The following is a 26770-nucleotide window of genomic DNA, read 5'->3' on the forward strand; positions in this document are numbered from 1 at the left end:
AATCACCTTTCATCTGAGGATTTTCATTTAAATTTATTTTTTCCATTTGTATTGTATAAAATTGTTGTGAATTTCTTGTGGAAATAAAAAAGAGATAATGAATTTTCACACTATCTCTTCGTATTTTCTCTCAATTGTCCATAAACAACATAGCGATTTTCTGTTCCTGTATAACAAGTACTTAACATAATCATAGGAACTTGTTCTTCACTGACATTTTGATAAACAGAGGCTGCACTTTTCACTTGACTGATATACTCTGTATAATCAATACCTTTTTGATACAAATCACTTCTTGAATCAATGATGGCTGCAGCTACCCCCTGATAAACATTAATACTTCCATCAGGTAAGTAAATATATATTTTTTGATGTTCATCAAAATAATCTTTTTCAACAAAATATCTTAAATCATGAAAACGTGATCCATTTTTCATATTATGCCCATAGATAATCGTATTATCATCACTAAAATCTCTTGAATTGATTTCATCAATAAAGAGATTTCCAGCATTGTTTGCTTTCATATATAAATCTGTACGTAAATAAGTATCATTATTTTCTCCTTTTAGAATAGGTTCATCAATCTTTGTACCAGGAATATATAACCATCCTATCACATCATCATTAATATTTTGAAGTTCTTCAAAATTAATCACACGTTTTAATGGATCATCTTTATCTTCTTGTGGTTCTTCAATATATTTTGTAATTAACTCAGTACTTTCTTTTTCAATCATATAGTAATTATAGAAAATCTTTACTAATTGAAAAGCTGAAAAAAGAAAAACACAAATACATATACCAAGCAGTATTCTTCTAATAATCTTTCTCATTAAACGTTGAACTTGAAGAACATAATATCACCATCATGTCCTACATATTGTTTTCCTTCCTGACGAATTTTTCCAGCTTCTCTTAAAGCATGCTCACTTCCATATTCCATTAAATCATCATAACTATATGTTTCTGCTTTAATAAATCCTCTTTGGAAATCAGTATGAATGATACCTGCCATTTCCGGTGCTAACATTCCTTTTTTAAATGTCCAGGCTCTCACTTCATCAGCTCCAACTGTAAAGAAAGTGTTTAAACCAAGCAATGAATACGCCTCTTTGATTAATTTATCCAAACCACTTTCATCAATACCTAAATCATCTAAGAACATCTGTTTTTCTTCTTTATCCAATCCAACAAGTTCACTTTCAATTTTGGCACAGATTGGTACAACATCGCAATTTTCTTTTGTTGCATAGTTTTTCAACTGTACATAATAAGGATTACTTTCAGGATTCTCTAAATCTTCTTCACCAAGATTAGCCACATAAATTAATGGTTTCATTGTTAATAAAGTATATTGTTTCACAATATCCATTTCTTCTTTAGAAAAACTCATAATACGGGCAGGTTTTCCAGCCTCTAAAGTTTCTTTTAATGGTGCTAAAACATCCATTTCAGCTTTGGCTTCTTTATCACCCGATTTCGCTTTCTTTTCAATTTTACCGATACGCTTTTCTACTGTTTCTAAATCAGCAAAAATTAATTCCAGATTAATTGTTTCCACATCTCTAACAGGATCAACATCCCCATCAACATGTGTAATATCTTTGTCTCTAAAACAACGAACCACTTCACAGATAGCATCTGTTTCACGAATATTCGCTAAAAACTTATTTCCTAATCCTTCACCACGACTTGCTCCCTTGACAAGTCCTGCAATATCTGTAAATTCAAAAGTTGTCGCAATTGTTTTTTTAGGATTAAAAATCTTTGTTAATTCATCTAAACGATAATCAGGAACTTCCACAACACCTACATTAGGATCAATTGTCGCAAATGGGTAGTTTGCCGCTTCAACCTGTGCATTTGTAATTGCATTAAATAATGTTGACTTTCCAACATTTGGAAGTCCAACAATTCCGGCTGTTAATGCCATTTTTTATCACTCCTTAACTCCATTCCATTTTAGCGAAATTTCTTTAAAAAGGCAATCTTATTCATCTAAAATCACTATCTTTTCATGACTAAAAATTTATAATATAGATAAATCCATATATATTTCTTTTAAAATACTTTCTCATAACAAAATATAATAATTCATATGCTTACCACAACAATAACAAAAAAAGTAGATATATGATAGTTATACTTTCCAACGATAAAAAAGATTCCAATATAAGGAATCTTTTTCATATATAAGACACGTCGTTATCAGTTAAAGAATGTTAAATGTGGAGAGAAAACCTGATAACTGTCTATACTATATAAATATTTCCTTCAAGATACAAGTTTATTAGCTAAAGTTTTGTTTAAGAATAAGTAAAGCAGGGTTTATTGCCCTGCTTATTCAATCGTAATTGTGTTGTTGTTTTCAATAACTTTCATATCCTGTTTAGGGATAGAAATTCTTAAAACACCATCTTCAAATTTAGCTCTAATATCACTTTGTGGAACACTTTCACCAACATAGAAACTACGGCTCATGCTGCCAGCATATCTTTCTTGACGGATATATTGACCATCTTTGTTCTTTTCATCTTTATTTAAATTCTTTTTCGCAGATATTGTCAAATATCCTTGATCAAATGATAATTCCACATCTTCTTTTTAAATCCTGGAAGATCAACATCTAATTCATATGTTCCATCAGTTTCACGAACATCTGTTTTCATGATGTTTCTTGAATGTTTTCCATACAATGGATTTTTCTTTCCAAAAATTCCTTATCAAAATCATCAAACCAATCATCAAATAAACTTTCTCCAAAAATACTAGGCATTAACATAAATATCACCTCTTGAATTACTATTCTTTGCATTGTTAGAGAATGAACAATGTTTGATATGAGAAGTAAGGAATGCCTTTTTTATTCTCTTTCCTTATTTCTGATTCTATTATAATCCTTTCTTTTAGCACTGTCAACACCTTAGTGCTAAAATATTTATTTTATTGTTTTCATCACATATTTTCGTTATAATGATAAAGAAAGGGTGAGAGTTTTGGAGCATTTTTATCAATCCATGTTAACTTATATAAGAAGGCATCCTCATTTAGAAAAAGTCATTCTTTTTTTAACAGAATATTGTCCTTATATAACCTTCATTATTTATCCATGTATCTTATTTGATTTATGGTATACCCATAATCCTTATTTGATAGATGCAATCCTTAGACCTTGTATTGCTTTTATCCTTGTGACGATTTTTAGAAAAGTTGTCAATCGTCCTCGTCCTTATGATTACATGGACATCAAACCCTTAAAAGGTCACAAACATGGCGAATCATTTCCTAGTCGTCATAGTGTCAGTGCCTGTATTATCGCATTGATTTGTTTTTATGCAAATGTATATGTTGGTATCTTTGCTTGCATCATTGCTTTGATTGTCAGTTTAACCCGTATTTTAAGTGGTGTTCATCATATCAGTGATGTTTTTGTTGCAATTATTATCGCAATTCTTTGTTTTATAATTGATTTTCATTAAAAATAATTTATACTATGCTTAAAATATTTTAAGTATTTACGAGGAGGTCTTATGCTAAGTCACGAGTTTCAAGCTGTTTATAATATATTCAAGATGAATTTTTATGCATCTATGTGCGCTACTTCTAAAGAACTAACAATGCAAGAAGCGTTTAGCTTGGATATTATTTATATGTTAGGGGAACCTACAATTTTAGAATACGCTAAATACATGGGAATTTCACAACCTAATGCGACATACAAAATTAACCAATTGGTGGATAAAGGTTATTTAATCAAAACTGTTAGTCAAGAAGATAAACGCTCTTATCATTTAAAAGCGACAAGTAAATTCTTGGAGTTTTATCGTGAAAATGATCGTTATATAAAAAAAGCACTGAGAGAAATTGAAAAGCTATTCAGTAAGGAAGAAGTCAAATCTTTAGAAAAAATGCTTCATACAATTAGAATCTTTATGACGGAGAAAAAGAAAGATGATTAAGATTATTACTGATTCTACTGCGGATATTGATTTAGAATATGCAAAAGAGTTAAATATCGATGTTGTGCCATTAAAAGTCATTATTAATGGAAGAGAATATAAAGATCGTGTGGATTTACAACCTGATGAATTTTATGATTTATTAGTGAATAGTGAAACTTTACCTTCAACATCACAACCTTCACCTCAAGATTTTGCTAATCTTTATGAACAAGCGAAAGAAAATCAAGAAAGTGTTATTGTCATTACTTTATCTAGTACTATTAGTGGAACTTATCAAAGTGCTAATCTTGCTAAAGAATTAGTTGAATATGATGATATTTATGTAGTGGATAGTTTAGGAACAACACAAATGCAACGTTTACTTGTTTTAAAAGCCATTGCTTTAAGAAATGAAGAAATGGTAGCGAAAGATATTTTTACTTTCTTAGAAGATTATAAAAAACGTTTACGTTTATACGCTTTTGTTGATACATTAGAATACTTATATAAAGGTGGACGTTTATCTAAAACAGTGCTTCCGCTGATACATTGCTTAAATTTAAACCAATTATTGGTTTTGATGATGGAAAACTTGAAATGTTCAGTAAAGCTAGAGGGACACAAAAAGCTACTGCTAAAATCATTGATTTAATTCAAGAAGATGGTGAAATAGATTTAGATGAACCAATCTGTATTGGTTATAATGGTTCAACAGATGGATTAGATAAATTTGAAAATACTCTAAGAGATGCTTTCCACTTTGATGAAACTTTACATGGTGTCATTAGTCCTGTCATTGGAACACATGCTGGTCCTGGTGCTCGTTTAATTACATATGTGACAAAAAATAGTTTAAAAAAGATGATTACATGAATACGTAATTATCTTTTTTTGCATTTATTTTGTCCCTCATATAAATAACACCTTAAAATCTATTGTTATATATGGAATAGCTATAAGGTTTTTAATCTTTTTTGAATCAAATAAACCGTAATTATAAAAGCTATTAAATCAGCAATAGGTACAGCCACAAAGACACCATATAATCCAAATAACCATGAAAGAATCAAGATTAGTGGTATTAATAATAAGCATTGTCTTAATAAGTTTAGAAAACTTGATTGTTTGACCATTCCGATAGCCTGAAAGAAGTTGGCACACATGGTTTGACATCCTACTAAAGGCAAGCAGATAAACCAGATACGTAAAGCGTTTTGTCCTAATGATATAATTTCAGGTTCTTGATTAAAAATAGAAATAATCATAGCTGGAAATAACTGAATAGCAATAAATCCTAAACATGCCAGACAAGTTGCTCCAATAATTGTATATTTCAATGTTTCTTTGACACGTTGATAGTTTTGTGCTCCATAATTATAACTGATAATCGGTTGCTGACCTTGTGTCATACCTGTTAAAGGCATCAACATTAAAGTTTGAACACTGGTAATAATACCAACCGTAGAAATGGCTAAATCACCACCATATAAACCTAATGTCCCATTGATGACAATATTTAATACACTTGTTGAAAGTTGCATTAAAAAGGCTGGTAGCCCTGTTTTCATAATCATATATGTATAATGTTTTTTGATTTTCATATGTTCTAAACGACAAGGAATGATACCTCTTTTTCCAAATAGGAAAGCTAATTGCCAAATCATACTTAAACATTGTCCACCAATTGTCGCAAGAGCAGCACCCTCCATACCCATATGACATTGAACTATCAAAATATAATCAAAGACAATATTAAAACCTGCTCCTAACAGTTGCGAAATCATTGCATTTTTCGCATTTCCTTGAGCAGGAGAAAAGTTATTTCCACACATGGCAACACATTGGAAAACAGCTCCATATAAAATAATACTTAAATAAGCACTAGCATAAGGCAAGACTTTTTCACTGGCTCCAAGAATTGTTAATATTGGATCCATAAATAGATTTCCAAACACCATGAAAATGACTCCAAATATCACTGTAACCATCAAGGCATTCCCTTGATAATATTTCGCATCATCATATTCTTTGGCTCCTAAGGCAATTGAAAAACGTGTAGCCCCTCCAACACCAGCCATTAAACTTAAAGCCATTAAAATCAGTGTCACAGGATAGGAAACCGTAATACCTGCTAAACCGAGTGAGCCTAGTTCAGGTGCATTTCCAATAAACATACGATCAACAATATTATAAATGGCATTGACAATCATACCAATCATTGCGGGAACTGATAATTCAATCAACAAAGATAAAACTTTTTGCGTCCCCATTTTCTCTTTATCCACAATTTTCTCCCCTTTAACATTTAAAGTTTAGATACATTCATGATTTTTGTCAAGCAAGAAAAAGCACTATATCTTTCGATATAATGCCTAGAAATCATTTTATCCAGCGATGATTTTAACATAGAAAGTTCTGTTACGAGGCCCATCAAACTCACATAAATAAATGCCCTGCCATGTACCTAAAATGATTTTTCCTTGATGAATAATTAAAGTTTGACCGGCATTAAATACAGTTGATTTCATATGGGCATGAGAATTTCCTTCAAAATGACGATAGTCTTCATGATAAGTTGGAAATGTACGTTCAAAACCAGCTAACATATCTCTAACAACTTCAGGATCAGCATTTTCATTGATTGTTATACCAGCAGTAGTATGTGGTGTATATACCACTACAATCCCTTCTTGAATTCCTGATTGTTGCACATCTTTTTTGATAATTTCTGTAACTTCATGCATTTCCATACGTTTTGAAAATTGATATTGATGTTTCAATAACATAAACTCACCTCTATAAATCTTTGATATACCAGCGATCACAGGCATAATGTGGACCTTGAATTAATGGTTTGTCCAATGGCTGAAACCCATTTTTAAGATAAAAACGATTCGCTGCAACCATCTGTGAAAAAGTTTCTAAATAACATTTTTGATAATGCTTTTTCGCAAACACTAATGACTGGTCTAATAGTTCTTTGGCAATACCTGTCCCTCTTATCTCCTTATAACAATACATCTTCTGTAATTCACAGATTCCTTGTTTTCCAACAACCGGTCCAATGCCACAGCCTCCCACAACATGTCCATCTTTAATGACGACCAAATATTGTCGATTGTCAGGCTGATAAACTTGATAAAAGCGTCCTAAATCTTTGTCTTCCCAAGCACATCCTGGTCTATTACCACCAAATTCAATCAGACAATCACGAATTAATTTTTCAACTTCTAAATTATCTTTTTCTTTAATCTGTCGTATCAACATTGGCTGGAATCACCTTTTTTAAACGTTTTTCAAAATCACGTCTTGAAAACATAACGATTGCTCCACAACCTAAACATTTAATTTTAATATCTGCTCCCATACGAATAATTTTCCATTGATTTGATTTTTTACATGGGTGTTGTTTTTTCATTTCAACAATATCATTTAAATTATATTCCATTCTTCTGTGCCTCCCTTTGTAAATACGCCTGATAAGTATTTTCCATCAACATCGCAATGGTCATTGGACCAACACCACCTGGTACTGGTGTGATATAAGAAGCAATATCTTTAACATCTTCATAATCCACATCACCACAAAGTTTATTATTTTCATCACGATTAATTCCAACATCTAAAACGACAGCTCCTGGTTTAATATAATCTTTATTGAAAAAACGAGGTCGACCAATCGCCGCAATGAGAACATCTCCTCGCTTGCATAATTCAGGTAAATTTTTTGTACGAGAATGTGCAATTGTTACTGTCGCATGTTTATGTAAACATAATAAAGCCACAGGTTTTCCAACAATATTACTACGTCCCACAACAACCACTTCTTTACCTGTTAAATCATAGTTAATTTCATCTAATAAAACCATCATGCCTTGAGGAGTGCAAGGAACAAGTCCTTTTTCTCCTAACACAAGTTTTGCGACATTGAGAGGATGAAATCCATCAACATCCTTTGTTGGATCAATTAGATTTAAAATTTTATCTTCATCTATATGTGCTGGTAATGGTAATTGTACTAATATACCATCTACACTTTCATCTTGATTTAGTGATTCAATAACTTGGATAAGCTTTTCTTCAGATGTTTGTTCCTCTAATCTGATAATATCTGAAAGCATACCCACATAAGCACAAGCACGATCTTTATTACGTACATAAGTTTGACTGGCAGGATTTTCTCCAACTAAAACAACAGTTAATTTAGGTAATCTAGAACCCTGTGCTTTTAATTCATCTATCTTTATTTTTAATGCATCTTTTCTTTTTTGTGATATTAATTTTCCATCTATATTCATAGCTATCTCTCCCTTATATGAATTATATCAAAATAATGCAACTTGTAAACATTTGACTTTCGGTTTTTTGCATTCTTTTTTGAAGGGTATGTCTTGTTGTTTATTGTCATAACCCTTGTTTTCTTATCTATATCATCTTTTTTGTTTTTATTCTCTTTTTATTGTAGCTGAAAAAGTGTCATTTTCATGACCTTTTTTATTATTTACTATATGTTCATTTTATAGTTTCAGTTGCAGCTGCCTGTATTCCTGCTTCTCTCTTATATTTTGAAACTCCTTGATTCCCTTTTGTGCATATTTTAATATTTCCTGTATCCCTTTACTGATCTGATAGCACCAGTAATATCTCTTTCCTTTAAGCGATTTGCTTCTCTCTATCATCTTTATGACCAGTAATTTCTTGTCTACTTTCTCTGCCAACAGTGTTATATGCCCTATATGCATCATCAATATCGTATTCAATACATTTATTGATTTCATTGTCCTTACTCTTATATTTTCAAAACCATACTGATTCTTTTTGAATCTGAATTTCTCCTCGATTCGCCACCTTGACATATATGCCCTCACTATCTTATGCACATCTCTTTTATTCCTGATCTCTCTATTCGTTAAAAGCATCATCGGTTTTTCTTCACTTAATCCATACACAATGACTAGATTTAATATCCTTCCCTTTTGTGATGGCAGTTCCACTCTCGTATGTGATACATAGACTTCACTATCTTCCTTAGAAAAATACATGTTCATCTTAATCTTGCCTTTTCTTCTTTTGGCGATTTCTCCTACTTTCTTTGGCTTCCCTTTAAACAATAACGTTCTATTTTCTTTGAGTCTGATGATGAAATCATCTGCATTATGATTTTCATCTATGAAGTAATCATAAAATACATTGGCATCATATCCTCTGTCACATACAAATGTACATCTTTCAGGAATGAGAGATTTGACATATTTTATGCTCTTTATTGTTTCATCGTTCATTGACCTGAATCCTTCACTTTCAGTTGAATAGATATGGCTATACAAAGATATTGGATGATGTTGATCCTGTGTGAGGGCAGTTGCCTCACATACATGGTATCCAGGATAAATGTCATCCTTAAGTGAGGAAGCATCCCTGACCATACAAAGATCTTCAAATTTTCTTCCATATTTTTTGATGATTTCACTGTTATCAAGTAAAATGATCCTGTCTTCGCTAAGATGCTTGATAACCATATCATTATAATTGGATTTCATTTGGTTCATTGCTTCATCATCAAATTGAGCCAAATGATTGGATAATCTGTCAATTGTATAATTGAGCTTGATATTTTCATCAAGAGCTCTGGCAATATCGCTAAGTAGAACACTTTGACTTCTTGCAAGACCAAACATCATGTCCATGACAAACTTGGCAGCAGGTTTATCAAGACTGTCTGATAATTTATTAGAAAAATTGACAATTTCTCTTTTCGTTTCATATAGATCTGTGGTAAAATAACTCATGGAAAATCCCTCCTAAATTTTGTTTATTGAGATAAAATTATTATAACATTTTAGAGGCTGATTTTCCTTATAAATAAAGCAAAACAGGCAATTTGTGAATAACTTTTTACCTGTTTTTTATTTTTTTACCGAAACTCAAAGTAAACAAAAAAGAGGAACTGAATTCCTCTATTGTACAGGTGTTTGTGTTGGATCCGTTGTTGGTGGCGTTGTCACATTTGGATCAACAGTTGGTGTTTCTGGAACAGGTTGAACCGGTGTCACTTCTACGGGTTTTGTTCCTCTTTTCACAACTTTATCACGTTTTTTATAAACACTATAGGCTTCTTTTTGTGAAGAAATCAAATTTCCATCTTTATCATAAACATAGCGATAAGATTGCGCTTTCGCTCCAGTATAACCTGTTGTTTGAACTTTTTCGGTTCCTACTTCCAATGTTGGATCATCAATATATTTTGTCTGATAAGGTATAGATGATAACTTTTGACTAGTAATTTTAACATAAGATCCATCTTCATTTGTCCCTAAAATCTTACAATATAAACGACTATTACTATAAGATACTTCTATTTTGATTGGATAGTTTTTATTGTTTTTAAATTTAAAATCCGGGCCACCCCAAGATACTGTCGCATCTCGACCAATAGGCACATAGCTTGATACATAACTATGATTATATCTTAAAGTGACTTCTAAGTTAGAAAGCAATACCGCATTATATAAAGTAGATGATGATTGACAAACACCGCCACCAACTTCATTGACGGTTTCACCATCGCGATATGCTCCTGCCGCCCCAAAACCTTTCGCAACTGTACGTTGTCCTACTTGTCCATTGAAAGAAAATTCTTCACCTGGTAATAAGATTGAGTTACATTTCACGCCAGCTAAACGCACATTATTTTTTCTTACAGATGAACCACTTACATAAGTCGAATAACTTCCTAAAACATCTTTAAATAAATTCTTTTCTAAATCTGCTTTGGTAATATCAGGTTGGGTAATTTTAGCTGAAACTTCAAAAGTATCTCCTGCTTTTGTATCTAAGAAAGCTTTTTGAGCTGTTTCTAAATCATAGGATACTCCCACTTTTCCATCAATAATCGTATAATCATTACCTTTATCCAAAGTAGCATTTTGAGCCTCTTTTACAAGCTCTTTATATAAAGTTTCCATTTCATCATCTTCTAAATGCGTTTGTTCCAACTGACAAATAATTTCCTTATGAAAATCATAATCTTTCAGTGCCTGTTGAATTTGTTGAATGGTTAAAGTTTCAGTTGTCTTTTCACCATTTGTACCTTTAGTAAAAATAATCTTTTGTTCACCTAGTTCATAAGTTGTTTTTTGAGTTGTATCATACTTGAGAATTTCACTTTTTTTAATCGCTTCTTTTAACTTTTCCTCATCTTGAATCTTCACAGGTACAATAAAATCTTTATTCTTTAAATAATAGTATCCTCTTGTAAAAAAATGTCCTTTCATTTTTTGAGAAATCTTTTCAACTTCTTGAGAAGCCTCAAAAGAAACATTACCTGTTAAATCAACAGTATATGATTGATCATTTGCTTTCATTTTGATAAGCAACTGTTTGGTATCTTTTTCAAACTGTTGATTTAAAGCTGTCACGGCTTCTTGTTTTGTCATATCACCAACTTGAATTCCATTAATCGTTGTATGTGAAAGAAAATCTCCTGAACCAACCATAAAACATATAGCCAGATAGATGATTACCAATATCAAAATGATTGTTGCAGGAATCATCACTTTTTTATTATTTATAAGTTGTTTATATTGAATGTTCATAGTCTTCTCCTATTATGATGTTATTACTCAACTATCATATACTTCTTCAAGACTTCTTGCAAGCTATATAAACAAAAAATAGTCGTATTTTTCCGACTATTTTTGCTTATTAATAATATGTCTAGCAATTAAAATACCATTGGCTCCAGCTTGTGCTAATCCTCTTGTTAAACCGGCACCATCCCCACCAACATATAATCCATCAATTTCACTTTCAAATCCTTCTCTGACTTTTGGCCTAGCCGAATAGAATTTCGCTTCTACACCATAAAGTAATGTATGTTCATTAGCAATACCTGGTGTCACGTGGTCTAAGGCTTCAATCATTTCAATGATAGATTTCATTGTATTATATGGTAAAACCAAACCTAAATCCCCTGGCACAGCTTCTGGTAATGTTGGAACTGTATAACCTTCTTTTAAGCGTTTTGTTGTGGTACGTCTACCTCTTTTAATATCACCATATCTTTGGACAATAATGCTTCCATGAGATAACATATTGGCTAATCTTGCGACTTCATGAGCAAATTCATTCGGTTCATTAAATGGTTCACTAAAGACATGTGATACAAGTAAAGCAAAGTTTGTATTAGGACTTCCTAGTTTTGGATCGTGGTAAGCATGTCCATTGGCTAACATTGTTCCTGAATGATTTTCAATAACAACGTGCCCACTTGGATTGGAACAGAATGTTCTGACTTTTGTTCCCACTGAAGCATTGTATACAAATTTTCCTTCATATAAATTCTGATTAATTTCATCCATAACGATATTACTTGTTTCCACTCTTACACCAATATCAACCTGATTATTATAAAGTTCAAGACCTTGATGTTTAAAGACTTTTGCTAACCAAGTTGAACCATCACGTCCTGGTGCTAAAACAACATTTGGAGCATAGATTTCTTCACCATTTTCTAACACAATTCCTGTCACATGATGATCTTCTACCAAAATATCTTTCACCGCTGTTTTAAAAGCAATATCAATATGTTCTTTCAATTCATTTGACATTTCTGTCATAATTCTTAAGTTTTCTTCTGTTCCTAAATGTCTGACTTTTGCACGTAATAGTTTTAATCCAACTGCATAACCTCTTTTTTCAATTTCTCTGACTTTATCTGTTGTTGGATCAGTAATTTCATGCGTTGCTCCATGTCTTAAATAAAGTTCATCAACATAATGAATGACATCTTCAACTTCCTGATTATCTAAATAATCAGTCAACCATCCACCAAATTCACTCGTAATATTAAATTTCCCATCTGAATAAGCACCTGCTCCACCAAATCCTGAAGTAATGGAACAAGCAGGTAAACATCCTGGTTCATTTTCTTTAATTTGTGGACAACTTTTAATTTTCTTATCTTTAATTGGACAATGTCTAAACATCACATCATGTCCTTTATCAATAAGTAGAACTTTTAATTCTGGATTTTTTAAATACAATTCATAACTTGTCATAATACCTGCTGGTCCAGCCCCAACAATAATGACATCATAATTCTTTTGCATAAAAAAACGCCTCATTTCTGGGGCAAAATTAAATAATCCTCGTTTATTATATTCATAAAACGAAACACTTGTCAATAATATAACGAGGATTAAAAAAAGTTATTGTATTCAAAAACTTTTTATATTAACTTAAAAACAAAGCGACAATAAGAGGAATCGTAATAATCGAAAGAAGCGTTGTCATAAATACTGATTTAGCAGCTAAAGCCACATCTTTTTGATATTCTGTTGCAAATAAAACAGCCGTATTGGCAACTGGCATCGCAATCATGATTAAAGAAACACCTAAAATCAAAGAATCTTGAATAAAGAAACTTAAAACAGGATAAGCAATAATAGGAATAATAATCTGTTTTAAAATTGTAAAAGGATAAATCCTAATTTCATTAAAAACTTCTTTGAGTGGAATAGTTGCAAGTGTTGATCCAATTAACATCATCGCAATCGGTGTTGTAATATCTCCTACCATTGTGATTGTTGAAGCCACGACATCGGGTACATGCAAATCTGTTAAATAAATGATTAAAGCAATGAAAGAAGCAATGACACCTGGTGATAAAAGCTGTTGGGCATTCATTTTGATTTTTTGTGGTGAATGATAATTCATTAAGACAATACCAAAAGTAAAGACAAGTAAATTAAATATCATATTAAAGATAGCTGTTAGAAAAACAGCTTGATTACCAAAAATAGATTTCATCACGGGAAAACCCATAAAGCCAATATTAGAAAACATTGTCATAAAGATATATAAACCTTGTTGGTGAATGGGAACTTTGATGATTTTCACAATCAAAAAACCTAGTATTGGTAAAATAATGAAAATAACAAGCCCGACAATAAATACAAAAATAATTTGGGAAATATCTTTTTCAACAGTTGAGGATAAAACAGAAGATACAATTAATGCTGGTGTTGTTACTGATAGTAATAAAGTCGTTAAACGTTTATTAAAATCAGTATCAAGTATCTTTATTTTTAATAAAATATAACCTAAAGTGATAACCAAAAATAATTGTATCATCTGTAAAATAATGACTTGTATATCCACGTCTTATCCTTTTAACCCCTGTGCTTGTCTTTCCATATTTTCAACCACAATATCATAGATTTCACCTAGTGTTGCAGCATATTCTAAAACAAGCCAAGGTTCGTTCGTATGGAAGTGAATTTTAATCAATTCATCGTCTCCCACCGCTAATAAACAATCTCCTTGAAAATGCTTAGTGATATAATCATTAATTTCATCTTCATTTAAATTTTTTCCTTCAATTAATAATTGTGTATCAAATTTATAATCTATCACTTCTATTCTCCTTCAAATAGACAAGCTCCATTTGTTTCAATCACTTTTTTATACCAGTCAAATGATTTCTTTTTATATCTCTTATATGTTCCATTGCCTAAATCATCACAATCTACATAGATAAATCCATAACGCTTGCTCATTTGTTTTGTTGATTCACTGACAATATCTATACATCCCCATGATGTATATCCCATTAAATCAACACCATCAATTTCAATGGCTTTCCACATTTCTCTAAAATGTGCATCAAAATAATCAATGCGATATTGATCATCAACAGTTCCATCAATCAATTCATCTTTTGCACCTAATCCATTTTCTACAATGAATAATGGTTTACGATAACGATCATACAAATCAACCAATGATACTCTTAGTCCAATTGGATCAATTTGCCATCCCCAATCTGACGAAGGAATGTATGGATTTTTAATGGCGACATTAGTATTAGCAGCAGTCTTTTTCAATCCTTTATCATCCTTAGCAACACAGCTAGAAGAATAATAACTAAATGATACGAAGTCTACTGGATATTGCTTCATTATATCCAAATCTCCTTCTTCCATCTTGATATGAATACCTTCATTTTTAAACTTCGCAAGCAAGTAAGCTGGGTATTCACCAAAGACCTGTGTATCACTATAACAGTATGTACTTCTCATATCCTGTTGTGCCTGTAAGACATCTTCTGGTTTACATGTGTATGGATAATATGTGAGCTTTGTCAACATACATCCGACTTTTGATCCTGGTATGATTTCATGACAGATTTTGGTTGCTAAGGCAGATGCCACAAACTGATGATGCATTGCCTGAAATATCACTTCCTGGAAGTTTCTTCCTGGAAAACGATCTTCTACAAGACCTCCTGTTGTGTAAGGATGTCTAATCATTGAATCAACTTCATTAAAAGTCAACCAGTATTTAACTTTATCCTTATATCTTTCACAGATAACTTTAACATATTTCACAAACATATCTACAACTTCTCTTGATGCCCATCCATCATAGTTCAAGACAAGATTGATTGGTGGTTCATAATGTGACATTGTGACTAAGGGTTCAATGCCATATTTTAAACATTCATCAAAGACATCATCATAGAATTTTAAACCTTCTTCATTAGGTTGTTCATCATCACCATTAGGGAAGATTCTTGACCAGGCAATGGACATTCTATAGACTTTGAATCCCATTTCAGCCATTAAAGCAATATCTTCTTTATAATGATGATACCCATCAGAGGCATGTCTTTTAGGATATAAACTTTCATCATTTGATTTTAATGCAGCTTCTATTTCTTGTGTAGTTATTGCGTTTTGAGCATGATAATCTTGCACATCAATATCCAAGTGATGCCTAGCACAATCAGATACACTGATTCCTTTACCATCTTCATTCCATCCACCTTCGTATTGATTAGCAGCAGTTGCTCCTCCCCATAAAAAACCTTCTGGAAATTTTTTCATTATATTTCATCCTCCTTTTTTAATCATTATACATCAATCTCATATTTATTGTTGTTATTTTCAAAAAAAGAATTTTATGAAAGAAAAAAGTACATTTCCATGTACTCTAATGAAACATATCTTTTTTCATGAAGATAAGTGTCGCAATACCACAAGCAACTAAAGCAATGAGTGTTGGTACCCACCAAACTGGTCCAGGTAACCCAGAAACATTCATACCATAAAAGCTGAAAACAATATTTGGAATGGCCATCACTATTGTAATAACTGTTAAAACTTTCATAACAATATTTAAGTTATTAGAAATCACAGAAGCAAAAGCATCCATTGTTCCAGATAAAATATTTGAATAAATATTACACATTTCAATTGCTTGATGAATTTCTACAAGAACATCTTCTAATAAATCTTGATCGTCTTCATATAGCTTAATTAATTTTCCACGCATAATTTTATTTAAAGTGATTTCATCAGTTTTTAATGATGTTGAAAAATAGACTAAAGATTTTTCTAATCCTAGCATCTGAATTAATTCTTTATTTTGCATTGATTTATGTAATTTATGTTCTGTTAGTGATGACAAACGATCAATTTGACGTAAATAAATAAGATATCTTTGTGATATTCTTAGTAAAAGTTTCAATAAGAATCTCGTTTTCATTTCAGTATGAATACCTTTAACTTTTCCTGTTGCCATATCTTCAATATTTAAATTCTCATATAATGAAATTGTAATAATATAACCTTTCATCAAAACAATACCTAATGGTAATGTTGTATATTGTAAAGTCATTTTATCGTACTTACCTTCCGTTTCTTCAGCACTAGGATAATCGACAATAACTAATGTTTGATTATAATCATCATCAAAATCAATATGTGAACTTTCTTCTTCATCTAAAGATGCTTGTACAAATTCAGGAACAATCCCTAAATCTTGTATTAAAAACTGTTTTTCTTCTTCAGTAGGGGAAATCACATTAATCCAGCATCCTGTTTCTAATGTTTCAATCTTTTTTGTTTCTGTTCCAAAAGTTTTGTAAAATTCTATCATTGTTATCCTCCTATTCTATAACAGGAGAATTTTTATTATGCCTCCTGTTATGTTATGTTTTGTATTGAAATTCGTTTCTTCATCCGGCTCCGGAGACATAATAACACCTTCTTTCTTTCCTTTGCCATTATAACACAAAATATTTGATAGAAAAGCCTTTAAAATGTAATTTTTTTGTTTTTTGTAAAAAAGGTTTAAATTGAAAGATACTTTCAATTTAAACCATATATTTTAAAACCAATCTGTTCCATCTTCTCTTTTTAAGATATAACGAATCATATCAAAGAGTTCATCTTTTGATTTAGATTTGACAATAAAGACATGATTTCCCATAGCGGCACTTAATGCTTCGGGCACATCTGTTTCTAAAGCTATTTGCTCACCATAAGTTTCTCTAATTTGATCATAGTTATGCATATACCAGATAGCTTCTCTACGTCCTGTATAAGCTACCCAATATTCACGATGAATATCATAGAAACATTGATTATATTTAATCATATCAGCCCAAATTGTATAGACATCTACATTGTATGCAAAATTAATCATATCTGGCATATAAGCCCCTGGTGCTCTCATATTGACTTCTAAACCAACAATATCACCTTTTTTACCTAATCCTTCTTTATCTTCATCTAATCTAAAGAACTCAAAATGATAGAATCGACTTCTTGTATCAAATGCTTCTACAACTTTTTTCCCTATTTCATATAAATCTAATCCTTCGATAGGTTGAGAATAAAAAGCTGTATCACTCAATTCATTGACATTATCCATAATAGAATTCAACATGACATGTGATGAACAAATCAATATATTTTTATCTTTATCAGTCACACCATCAAAAGTTTCGACATGTCCTGGTACAAGTTCTTCAATAATAAATTGAATATAAGGTGGTTTTGTCGCAAAGAAATAATCTAATTCATCATCATTTTTTAACTTATATGTTGAACTTGCTCCAACTCCATTATCTGGTTTCACAATAACTGGATACCCAACTCTATTTGCAAAGGCTTTTGTTGCAAGATAATCATCTACTTTACGATATCTTGCAGTTGGAATTCCAACTGACTCATAAACAGCTTTCATCTTTGATTTGTATTTCATTGGTGCAAGGTCTTGAATCTTTGTGCCAGTTGTGACATTAAATTCATTTCTTAAGGTTGCTTCAAGTTCTAACCAATATTCATTTTGAGATTCAATCCAATCAATTTTTCCATAGTGCCATGTAAAATAGGCACAAGCTCTATATACACTTTCATAATCTTCTAAATCATCAACACGATAATATTCTGTTAAGGCAAGTTTTGTATGGTATGGCAAGTTTTCATAATTTTCATCACCGATTCCTAAAACACGGACTCCTCTTACTTTTAAACGGTCACAGAAATTATAAAAGTAAGCAGGAAAATGTGGTGATATAAAGACAAGATTCATCATTAGATAACCCTTTCTACAAAGTATGGGAATTGAACTTGCCACCAATCCCAATCATGATTCACATCATAACCCCAGAAATCAATCCAAGCTGGGACATCTTTGTATTCTAATAATTCTTTCATACGTGTTGTACTTCTAATCATATCATCTTCCCATGCTCCTTGCCCACAGCATAAAACAATACGACAATGACGATACATATCAACATATGGATGCTCATAACTCATACCATGAATATATTGGATTGGAGAATTACGATAAAGAATATCATCATGATAGTCTCCAAAGAATAAATCACTATCATAGTAACCACTTAAAGCAATTGTTCCTTTAAAAATATCTGGTCTTCTAAACATAAAATTTGCAGCATGTGTCGCTCCCATTGAACATCCTGTTGTAAAAATACCATCTGCATAGTTACCATCATTTCCATAAGAATTGATTTCAAATATTCTTGGTACTAATTCATTGACAATATAATAAAACCATTGTTCCATCATATATGTGCGATGCTGATTATCCCCATCCTTAGCTGACCATGATTCTTGATCAATACTGTCGCAACAGAAAAGTTGGATTCTTCCTTCTTCAATAAGATGAGCAACTGTATCAACCATGCCAAAATTTTCAAAATCAAAGAATCTTCCATCTTGAGCAGGAAAAACCAAAATTGGTGTTCCAGCATGCCCATAAACTTTAAATTCCATATCTCGTAATAAACATTCACTATATTCTTTAAACCATTCTGTTTTCATGTTCTCACTCCTATCCTAAAACATATTGGACAAATTCATCCACTTGTTCCATATTTTCAAAACGTGCAGTATAAGTAAAGTTACCCATTGCACCACTTAAAATATCAGGCATTCTTTCACACATAACTAAATCAAAATGATATTTTGATACAACTTCTTCATGACTGTGACTATATGTAATACCATCTCTTCTTCCGCAATATACACAATGGTATGGACGTTGATGATCATATTCACTATATCCTTGTGTAACCATATCTGCATAAATTTGGTAAATATCTATGTTATTGGCAAAATTCATCATATCTGGTGTATAACCACCTGGTGTACGTAAATTAACTTCTAAACCAACAATATCTCCCTTTTGCCCTAAACCAGGCTTATCTTCCAATAATCTAAAAATTCCATGTGGAAACATCTTCCAGCGGTGTAGAAAGCTTTCACACAAGCTTGCCCAGCCATTTTAAGATCATAAGGAATTTCTCTTAATGAGTAATAATGCATGCTGCTAACATCATTAACCACATCCATAATAGGATTAGGAAAAACATGCGAAGTTTCAAATAAAATATCTTTTTGGAGGTTCGCAATACCATCATATGAAATAATAAGTCCATTTACAAATTCTTCCATAATATATTGAGTCAAATGGTCTTCCTGATAAAATTGTTCTAATTCATCTTGATTAGAAATCTTATAAGTTTTAGCAGCCCCAACGCCATTATCTGGTTTAACTACAACTGGATAGCCAACTTCTTCAATAAATTTCAAACCTTCTTCTAAATTTGTGATCAAATGATAACGTGCAGTTTTCACTCCAGCTTCCTCATAAAATTTCTTCATTTTAGACTTACATTTAATATCTTCAATATGGTTAGTATGAATACCAGTTGTAATATTAAAATCAGTACGTAGTTTCGCATCTTGTTCTAACCAATATTCATTATTTGACTCTAGCCAATCGATATGTCCATAATGAAAAATAAAATATCCCATAGCTTTAACCATTTCATCATAGTTTTCCATCGAATATACTTGATAATAATCATCAATAGAATTTTTTAATTCATCGCTTAATTGATCATAAGGTGTATCAGCAATTGCTAAAACAGTAACTCCATTTGCTTTTAAGCGATTACAAAATTGATAAAAATTTTTCGGAAAACTTGGTGATATATATACAAAATTCATAAAATAAAATTCCCCCTTTTCTATCTTTTTTCTATTATAACATAATAATATAAAAAAATAAAAAAAGGGAAGGAAACAGAAGAACTGAACCTTCCCGAATGGACTGGCAGCGTGCTATTGTCGCAGTTGCCCACTATCTTCGCCGCTATGATGCTTAACTTCTGTGTTCGGCATGGTTACAGGTGTGTCCATCATGCCTTCGCCACCAGATCCCCTTAGAGCACGAACGCTCAAAACTGAACAGCTTTTCCTTTCACACTTCCCTGGCTAAGCTCTCGGTCTATTAGTATCATTCAGCTCAGCATGTCGCCATGCTTGCACCCATGACCTATCTACCTCCTCGTCTTGGAGGGACCTTCCTTCTTACGAATGGGAAGTCTCATCTTGGAGGGGGCTTCACGCTTAGATGCCTTCAGCGTTTATCCCTTCCGGACTTGGCTACCCAGCTGTGCCACTGGCGTGACAACTGGTGCACCATCGGTCCGTCCACCCCGGTCCTCTCGTACTGAGGGCAGCTCTCCTCAAACTTCCTGCGCCCACGACAGATAGGGACCGAACTGTCTCACGACGTTCTGAACCCAGCTCGCGTACCGCTTTAATGGGCGAACAGCCCAACCCTTGGAACCGACTTCAGCTCCAGGATGCGATGAGCCGACATCGAGGTGCCAAACCTCCCCGTCGATGTGAACTCTTGGGGGAGATCAGCCTGTTATCCCCAGGGTAGCTTTTATCCGTTGAGCGACGGCCCTTCCATTCGGTGCCGCCGGATCACTAAGCCCGACTTTCGTCCCTGCTCGACTCGTCTGTCTCGCAGTCAAACACCCTTTTGCCTTTGCACTCTGCGCATGGTTTCCATCCATGCTGAGGGTATCTTTGGGCGCCTCCGTTACTCTTTGGGAGGCGACCGCCCCAGTCAAACTGCCCACCTGACACTGTCCCGTCCTCAGCTCCATGAGGCCCGGTTAGAACTCCAATGCATCAAGGGTAGTATCCCAACGTCGGCTCCTCGAATACTGGCGTATCCGTCTCTTAGCCTCCTACCTATCCTGTACATCATGCATCAGAGTCCAATATCAGGCTACAGTAAAGCTCCATGGGGTCTTTCCGTCTAGTCGCGGGTAACCTGCATCTTCACAGGTACTAAGACTTCACCGAGTCTACAGCCGAGACAGCGCCCAAATCGTTACGCCTTTCGTGCGGGTCAGAACTTACCTGACAAGGAATTTCGCTACCTTAGGACCGTTATAGTTACGGCCGCCGTTTACTGGGGCTTCGGTTCATGGCTTCGCTTGCGCTGACCACTCCCCTTAACCTTCCAGCACCGGGCAGGCGTCACCCCCTATACTTCGACTTGCGTCTTCGCAGAGAGCTGTGTTTTTGGTAAACAGTCGCTTGGGCCGTTTTACTGCGGCTCAGCTTTCACTGAGCACTCCTTCTCCCTAGGTTACGGAGTCATTTTGCAGAGTTCCTTGGCTATAGTTCTCTCGCTCACCTTAGGATTCTCTCCTTACCCATGTGTGTCCATTTTCGGTACGGGCAGAGTGCAGTTATGCTAGAAGCTTTTCTTGGAAGCCGGCTTTGGCATCTTCTGTACTTATCGCAATGTTCCATCCGCATCACGCCTTCGGGTTATGCCATCCGGATTTGCCTGGATGGCCCCTACCTCGCTTGCCCCAGCTTTTCCAGCAGCTGGTCAGCCTAGCCGTCTCCGTCACTCCCTCGCCTGCACTCCGGTACGGGACTCTCCACCCGTTGTCCATCGACTACGCCTTTCGGCCTCGCCTTAGGTCCCGACTTACCCAGAGCGGACGAACCTTCCTCTGGAAACCTTGGGTCTCCGGTGCGTGGGATTCTCACCCACGTGCCGCTACTCACACCGGCATTCTCTCTTCCACACGCTCCACGGCTCCTTCCGATGCCGCTTCATCGCTGTCTGGAACGCTCCCCTACCACTTACTTCCGTAAATCCATAGCTTCGGTATCATGCTTAGCCCCGGTAAATTTTCGGCGCAGAGTCATTCGACCAGTGAGCTGTTACGCACTCTTTCAAGGATGGCTGCTTCTGAGCCAACCTCCTGGTTGTCTGTACATCTCCACATCCTTTTCCACTTAGCATGCATTTGGGGACCTTAGCTGATGGTCTGGGCTGTTTCCCTCTTGACCATGGACCTTATCACCCATGGTCTGACTGCCGCGCATGTCCTCATGACATTCGGAGTTTGATTATGCTCAGTACCTCGAGATGAGGCCATCACATATTCAGTGCTCTACCTTCATGCGACTTCCTCGCGACGCTAGCCCTAAAGCTATTTCGGGGAGAACCAGCTATCTCCGGGTTCGTTTGGAATTTCACCCCTAGCCACAATTCATCCGCCAACGTTTCAACGGGGGTCGGTTCGGTCCTCCATCGGGTCTTACCCCGACTTCAACCTGATCATGGCTAGATCACCCGGTTTCGGGTCTATGACATGCAACTGTCGCCCTCTTCAGACTCGCTTTCGCTTCGGCTCCGCATCTCCTGCTTAACCTCGCTCCATATCATAACTCGCCGGCTCATTCTACAAAAGGCACGCCATCACCCCTTAACGGGCTCTGACTTCTTGTAAGCATATGGTTTCAGGTTCTCTTTCACTCCCCTCCCGGGGTTCTTTTCACCTTTCCCTCACGGTACTGGTCCACTATCGCTCACCAGGGAGTATTTAGCCTTTCGAGATGGTCCTCGATCCTTCCGTCAGGATTCCTCGTGTCCCGACGTACTCAGGGCCTGCCTCGCCTCGCTCCACGACTTCGGATACGGGAGTTTCACCCTCTTCGCTGCGCCTTCCCCTGCGCTTCTCCTGTCATGTCACATTGGCTTTATCGGCACCCCTATAACCCCATCATCTGATGGTTTGGGCTCCTCCGCTTTCGCTCGCCACTACTCACGGAATCGTTCTTACTTTCCTTTCCTGCAGGTACTGAGATGTTTCAGTTCCCTGCGTATCGCCTCGACTTCTGTCGATGTCATCCCCTTGGATGACGGGTTCCCCCATTCGGATATCGACGGGTCTTAGCATGCTTACTGCTCGCCGTCGCGTTTCGCCGTTTGCTGCGTCCTTCTTCGCCTCCTGGTGGCCAGGCATCCGCCATACGCTCTTCTTCGCTTAACCTAAAGTGTTCAAGTTCTCTTTCGTGCTTTCTTAGTTTGCAACTAGATGATTTCGACCTTCTTCTTTTCTTTCCTGATCTCTTTCATCTTTCGTTTCTTCGCTTTCTTTGTAGAAAGTTTGCTGTTCAGTTTTCAATGTTCCTGCCTTGAATGCATCTTTACAGATACACTCAAAACCAAACAGTATCCACATCTTCTCTCTTCTCCCTAGAAAGGAGGTGATCCATCCCCACGTTCCCGTAGGGATACCTTGTTACGACTTCACCCCAATCATCAGTCCCACCTTAGACAGCTCCCTCCTTGCGGTTGGGCCACCGGCTTCGGGTGTTACCAACTCTCATGGTGTGACGGGCGGTGTGTACAAGGCCCGAGAACGTATTCACCGCGACATGCTGATTCGCGATTACTAGCGATTCCAGCTTCGTGCAGTCGAGTTGCAGACTGCAGTCCGAACTGTGAACGGGTTTCTGGGTTTCGCTCCGCCTCGCGGCTTCGCTGCCCTCTGATCCGTCCATTGTAGCACGTGTGTAGCCCAGGTCATAAGGGGCATGATGATTTGACGTCATCCCCGCCTTCCTCCTCCTTGCAGAGGCAGTCTCGCCAGAGTCCCCAACCTAATGCTGGCAACTGGCAACAGGGGTTGCGCTCGTTGCGGGACTTAACCCAACATCTCACGACACGAGCTGACGACAACCATGCACCACCTGTGTCCGCCATGACTATCTCTCCATCTCTGGAGCCTTTGACGGCATGTCAAGACCTGGTAAGGTTCTTCGCGTTGCTTCGAATTAAACCACATGCTCCACCGCTTGTGCGGCCCCCGTCAATTCCTTTGAGTTTCATTCTTGCGAACGTACTACTCAGGCGAGTGCTTATTGCGTTAACTCCAGCACTGAGGTCTGACCCCCAACACTTAGCACTCATCGTTTACGGCGTGGACTACTAGGGTATCTAATCCTATTTGCTCCCCACGCTTTCGGGACTGAGCGTCAGCTGCACCCCAGACCGCCGCCTTCGCCACTGGTGTTCCTCCATATATCTACGCATTTCACCGCTACACATGGAATTCGCGATCCTCTGATGCTCTCTAGCTGTGCGGTTTCCACGGCTTACCGAAGTTTAGCTCCGGTCTTTCACCGCAGACCTGCACTGCCGCCTGCTCCCTCTTTACGCCCAATGATTCCGGATAACGCTCGCCACCTACGTATTACCGCTACTGCTGGCACGTAGTTAGCCGTGGCTTCCTCATGAAGTACCGTCACCTGCATGGCATTCCCTCCATCCAGCGTTCTTCCTTCATAACAGAAGTTTACATCACGAATGACTTCTTCCTTCACGCGGCGTTGCTCGGTCAGGCTTTCGCCCATTGCCGAAAATTCCCTACTGCTGCCTCCCGTAGGAGTCTGGGCCGTGTCTCAGTCCCAGTGTGGCCGTCCACCCTCTCAGGCCGGCTACGCATCGTCGCCTTGGTGGGCCGCTGCCCCGCCAACTAGCTAATGCGTCATAAGCCCATCCCCGTGCTGTCCCGTGGGACATTTAACATCATGGTCATGCGACCTCGATGCCTATGCGGTCTTAGCTGCCGTTTCCAGCAGTTATCCCCCTCACAGGGGCAGGTTGCTTATGTCTTACTCACCCGTTCGCCACTCAGTGCTCTTGGCACTGCGTCCGACTTGCATGTATTAGGCACGCCGCCAGCGTTCATCCTGAGCCAGGATCAAACTCTCCATTGTCTCTATCTAAAGACAACTTCCTGTCTTCTTGACTCTTCTTTCTTTTCTTTATCTTCTATTGACGTGTTTACTGTTCAGTTTTCAATGTCCCTGTCGCCCTCTCTCGAGTGCCCATCTATAATACCATCTCTATCTCCCCTTTGCAAGTCTTTTTTTATCTTTTTTTAAACTTTTCCTTTTTATCCCCTTTCCATCAATGTTTTTTTTGCTTGTTTATTTTCTTGGTTTTTCTTCATAGGCCATAAACTTGGACCATCTATAAGCTCTCCATAAGCAGTAAATGTTGACTGGTGACAAGGACACATCCATATTTTATCCTTCTTATCAAATTCTAAAATACACTTTAAATGAGGACAATATGGTGAAAACATATAACATTGTCCATCTACATCTTTATAAACGGCTTGGAGTTTTCCATCTATTTTCACAATCGCTCCCTCGCCACACTCTACTTGTGTGATATGTTTATAATGAAATCTTGGACCAATAAATCCTTTATAATAAGCTTGAATCAATTGTTTTTGATATTCCTTCATAAATCCTAATGAAAAATATTGACAACTATATAATGTGGTATATGGGTTTTCCTGATGTAAAATTAAATCCTTAATCAATTGAGCTGCCACCTGTGATAATGTCATTCCCCACTTTTGAAATCCATAAATAATATATTCCTGACTTCGTGGTTTCATTTCACTTATATAGGGTACACCCCTTAAAGGAATACTATCCATGGCGTACCAGTCCTGACTTTCTATATCTATATATAATCCTCGTTTTTCAACTGAACGATAGCTTTTTGTTTGATCTATACAAAGTCTGCTTTCTTCCCCATCATTATATCGACAATCAATATTTTCTTTTGTTTGAAATAATTTTGCAAAATACATACCCCTTTTTATAAAAGGATATCTTGATGCATGAACCACATACTGGCTTTTCACAATATGACCATTAACGTCTAATATAAACCCATCTTTTCTTTTTTCACTTTTGTCACTTGACTATTCTCATAAAAAACAACTCCACTTTGTTGACACAATTTCACTAACCCATATAAATACTTCAATGGATGAAATATCGCTTGTTGCTTTAATCCTATAGATGCCAAATGATGTGAATCTTTGATGGTATCTGCATGAAATGATTTTAATATATTTTCAATTTCTTGAATAATCGATACATATTGGGGATCATCAGTATACAAATAAGCATCATTTTCTTGCCAATCACAATCAATACCCTCATTTTCAACAATACGCTTAATAGCTTGAAGTGCTTCTTGTTGAGAACGAAAATATAGATGTGCATAATGAATATTATAATACTTATTCAATAATTGATAAATTTTTCCATGTAAAGCTGTTACCTTAGCCGTTGTATGTCCACTTGTATGATAACCTATCTGATCTTTTTCCACTACAATCACATGATAGCCTAAATCTTTTAACTGATAAGCTAAAGATACACCGGCTAACCCTGCTCCAATAATCACAATATCTGCTTCCTTGTCATTTTCAACAGAAGCACATTTGATAGGATAACTTGTTTTTTGCCAATAAGACTGATTCATGTTCATCACCATGTCATAGTTTACCCACAATATTTTCTTTT

At 35.7% G+C, this 26770-nt stretch carries 24 protein-coding genes, 3 rRNA genes and 1 pseudogene; 4 read left to right on the top strand and 24 right to left on the bottom strand.

The genetic code is table 11. From position 1 onward, the window contains the following. Positions 1-110 precede the first annotated feature (110 nt). From srtB to NMU03_RS05340, 3 genes are all read right to left on the bottom strand, one after another. Positions 111-836, bottom strand: a complete 726-nt coding sequence (srtB, locus tag NMU03_RS05330; protein ID WP_290141628.1) for a class B sortase — start codon at positions 834-836, stop codon at positions 111-113. Then, the gene (gene ychF, locus NMU03_RS05335) at positions 836-1936 is read right to left on the bottom strand and encodes a redox-regulated ATPase YchF (protein ID WP_290141629.1); all 1101 of its coding nucleotides are present in this window, start codon (positions 1934-1936) and stop codon (positions 836-838) included. The genes srtB and ychF overlap by 1 nt, the downstream gene beginning before the upstream one ends. A gap of 407 nt (positions 1937-2343) precedes the next feature. After that, positions 2344-2598 carry an Hsp20 family protein gene (locus NMU03_RS05340; protein ID WP_290141630.1) on the bottom strand — a complete coding sequence of 85 codons (255 nt, stop codon included), beginning with the start codon at positions 2596-2598 and terminating at the stop codon, positions 2344-2346. A gap of 401 nt (positions 2599-2999) precedes the next feature. On the opposite strand from NMU03_RS05340, the gene NMU03_RS05345 reads away from it, so the two are divergent. The 4 genes from NMU03_RS05345 to NMU03_RS05360 are packed head-to-tail and all read left to right on the top strand — an operon-like array spanning position 3000 to position 4817. Continuing rightward, complete coding sequence (locus tag NMU03_RS05345) at positions 3000-3482, top strand: phosphatase PAP2 family protein (RefSeq protein ID WP_290141631.1); 483 nt, start codon at positions 3000-3002, stop codon at positions 3480-3482. 51 nt (positions 3483-3533) lie between these two features. Continuing rightward, positions 3534-3962, top strand: coding sequence for a MarR family transcriptional regulator (locus NMU03_RS05350; RefSeq protein ID WP_290141632.1), 429 nt, complete (start codon positions 3534-3536; stop codon positions 3960-3962). After that, positions 3955-4596, top strand: a complete 642-nt coding sequence (locus NMU03_RS05355; protein WP_290141633.1) for a DegV family protein — start codon at positions 3955-3957, stop codon at positions 4594-4596. Before NMU03_RS05350 ends, NMU03_RS05355 begins: the two co-directional genes overlap by 8 nt. Continuing rightward, complete coding sequence (locus tag NMU03_RS05360) at positions 4542-4817, top strand: DegV family protein (RefSeq protein ID WP_290141634.1); 276 nt, start codon at positions 4542-4544, stop codon at positions 4815-4817. Before NMU03_RS05355 ends, NMU03_RS05360 begins: the two co-directional genes overlap by 55 nt. A gap of 80 nt (positions 4818-4897) precedes the next feature. On the opposite strand, the gene NMU03_RS05365 is transcribed toward NMU03_RS05360, so the two are convergent. From NMU03_RS05365 to NMU03_RS05465, 21 genes and pseudogenes are all read right to left on the bottom strand, one after another. Further along, positions 4898-6229 carry an MATE family efflux transporter gene (locus tag NMU03_RS05365; protein ID WP_290141635.1) on the bottom strand — a complete coding sequence of 444 codons (1332 nt, stop codon included), beginning with the start codon at positions 6227-6229 and terminating at the stop codon, positions 4898-4900. A gap of 99 nt (positions 6230-6328) precedes the next feature. Then, positions 6329-6730: a secondary thiamine-phosphate synthase enzyme YjbQ gene (locus NMU03_RS05370; protein ID WP_290141636.1), complete on the bottom strand. Its 402-nt coding sequence runs from the start codon at positions 6728-6730 to the stop codon at positions 6329-6331. Between the two features lie 10 nt (positions 6731-6740). After that, entirely contained in the window at positions 6741-7211 is a 471-nt protein-coding gene (locus tag NMU03_RS05375; protein WP_290141637.1) for a GNAT family N-acetyltransferase, read from the bottom strand. Then, positions 7192-7392, bottom strand: coding sequence for a DUF951 domain-containing protein (locus NMU03_RS05380; RefSeq protein ID WP_290141638.1), 201 nt, complete (start codon positions 7390-7392; stop codon positions 7192-7194). The genes NMU03_RS05375 and NMU03_RS05380 overlap by 20 nt, the downstream gene beginning before the upstream one ends. Beyond that, a complete protein-coding gene (gene folD / locus NMU03_RS05385) occupies positions 7382-8242 on the bottom strand; it encodes a bifunctional methylenetetrahydrofolate dehydrogenase/methenyltetrahydrofolate cyclohydrolase FolD (RefSeq protein ID WP_290141639.1) in 861 nt (286 codons plus the stop codon). The genes NMU03_RS05380 and folD overlap by 11 nt, the downstream gene beginning before the upstream one ends. A gap of 219 nt (positions 8243-8461) precedes the next feature. Further along, the gene (locus NMU03_RS05390; protein WP_272595458.1) at positions 8462-9733 is read right to left on the bottom strand and encodes a transposase; all 1272 of its coding nucleotides are present in this window, start codon (positions 9731-9733) and stop codon (positions 8462-8464) included. Between the two features lie 168 nt (positions 9734-9901). Then, positions 9902-11539, bottom strand: coding sequence for a VanW family protein (locus tag NMU03_RS05395; RefSeq protein WP_290141640.1), 1638 nt, complete (start codon positions 11537-11539; stop codon positions 9902-9904). Between the two features lie 96 nt (positions 11540-11635). Then, on the bottom strand, positions 11636-13054 hold the full coding sequence (locus NMU03_RS05400) for an NAD(P)/FAD-dependent oxidoreductase (RefSeq protein WP_290141641.1): 1419 nt from the start codon (positions 13052-13054) through the stop codon (positions 11636-11638). A gap of 124 nt (positions 13055-13178) precedes the next feature. Further along, positions 13179-14105: an AEC family transporter gene (locus NMU03_RS05405; RefSeq protein ID WP_290141642.1), complete on the bottom strand. Its 927-nt coding sequence runs from the start codon at positions 14103-14105 to the stop codon at positions 13179-13181. Between the two features lie 3 nt (positions 14106-14108). After that, positions 14109-14360, bottom strand: a complete 252-nt coding sequence (locus NMU03_RS05410) for a kinase to dihydroxyacetone kinase (RefSeq protein ID WP_290141643.1) — start codon at positions 14358-14360, stop codon at positions 14109-14111. A gap of 2 nt (positions 14361-14362) precedes the next feature. Next, positions 14363-15832, bottom strand: a complete 1470-nt coding sequence (locus NMU03_RS05415; protein ID WP_290141644.1) for a glycoside hydrolase family 1 protein — start codon at positions 15830-15832, stop codon at positions 14363-14365. Positions 15833-15938: 106 nt separating this feature from the next. Then, positions 15939-16886 carry a magnesium transporter CorA family protein gene (locus NMU03_RS05420; RefSeq protein WP_290141645.1) on the bottom strand — a complete coding sequence of 316 codons (948 nt, stop codon included), beginning with the start codon at positions 16884-16886 and terminating at the stop codon, positions 15939-15941. A gap of 231 nt (positions 16887-17117) precedes the next feature. Next, entirely contained in the window at positions 17118-18326 is a 1209-nt protein-coding gene (locus tag NMU03_RS05425; protein ID WP_290141646.1) for an ATP-grasp domain-containing protein, read from the bottom strand. Positions 18327-18328: 2 nt separating this feature from the next. Continuing rightward, the gene (locus NMU03_RS05430; RefSeq protein WP_290141647.1) at positions 18329-19084 is read right to left on the bottom strand and encodes an esterase family protein; all 756 of its coding nucleotides are present in this window, start codon (positions 19082-19084) and stop codon (positions 18329-18331) included. 10 nt (positions 19085-19094) lie between these two features. Further along, a pseudogene (locus tag NMU03_RS05435) lies at positions 19095-20275 on the bottom strand (ATP-grasp domain-containing protein). Positions 20276-20376: 101 nt separating this feature from the next. Continuing rightward, positions 20377-20485: ribosomal RNA gene (gene rrf / locus NMU03_RS05440) — 5S ribosomal RNA — on the bottom strand. Positions 20486-20538: 53 nt separating this feature from the next. Further along, positions 20539-23424, bottom strand: a 23S ribosomal RNA gene (locus tag NMU03_RS05445). Positions 23425-23454: 30 nt separating this feature from the next. Then, complete coding sequence (locus tag NMU03_RS05450; protein WP_290137913.1) at positions 23455-23616, bottom strand: hypothetical protein; 162 nt, start codon at positions 23614-23616, stop codon at positions 23455-23457. A gap of 18 nt (positions 23617-23634) precedes the next feature. After that, positions 23635-25156, bottom strand: a 16S ribosomal RNA gene (locus tag NMU03_RS05455). The 16S, 23S and 5S rRNA genes sit together here, the layout of an rRNA operon. A gap of 179 nt (positions 25157-25335) precedes the next feature. After that, entirely contained in the window at positions 25336-26046 is a 711-nt protein-coding gene (locus tag NMU03_RS05460; RefSeq protein WP_290141648.1) for a Rieske 2Fe-2S domain-containing protein, read from the bottom strand. Positions 26047-26117: 71 nt separating this feature from the next. Then, on the bottom strand, positions 26118-26729 hold the full coding sequence (locus NMU03_RS05465; RefSeq protein ID WP_290141649.1) for an NAD(P)/FAD-dependent oxidoreductase: 612 nt from the start codon (positions 26727-26729) through the stop codon (positions 26118-26120). Between the last annotated feature and the right edge of the window lie 41 nt (positions 26730-26770).

This window comes from Allocoprobacillus halotolerans (genome assembly GCF_024399475.1).
GTDB classification, from domain to species: Bacteria; Bacillota_I; Bacilli_A; order Erysipelotrichales; family Coprobacillaceae; genus Allocoprobacillus; species Allocoprobacillus halotolerans.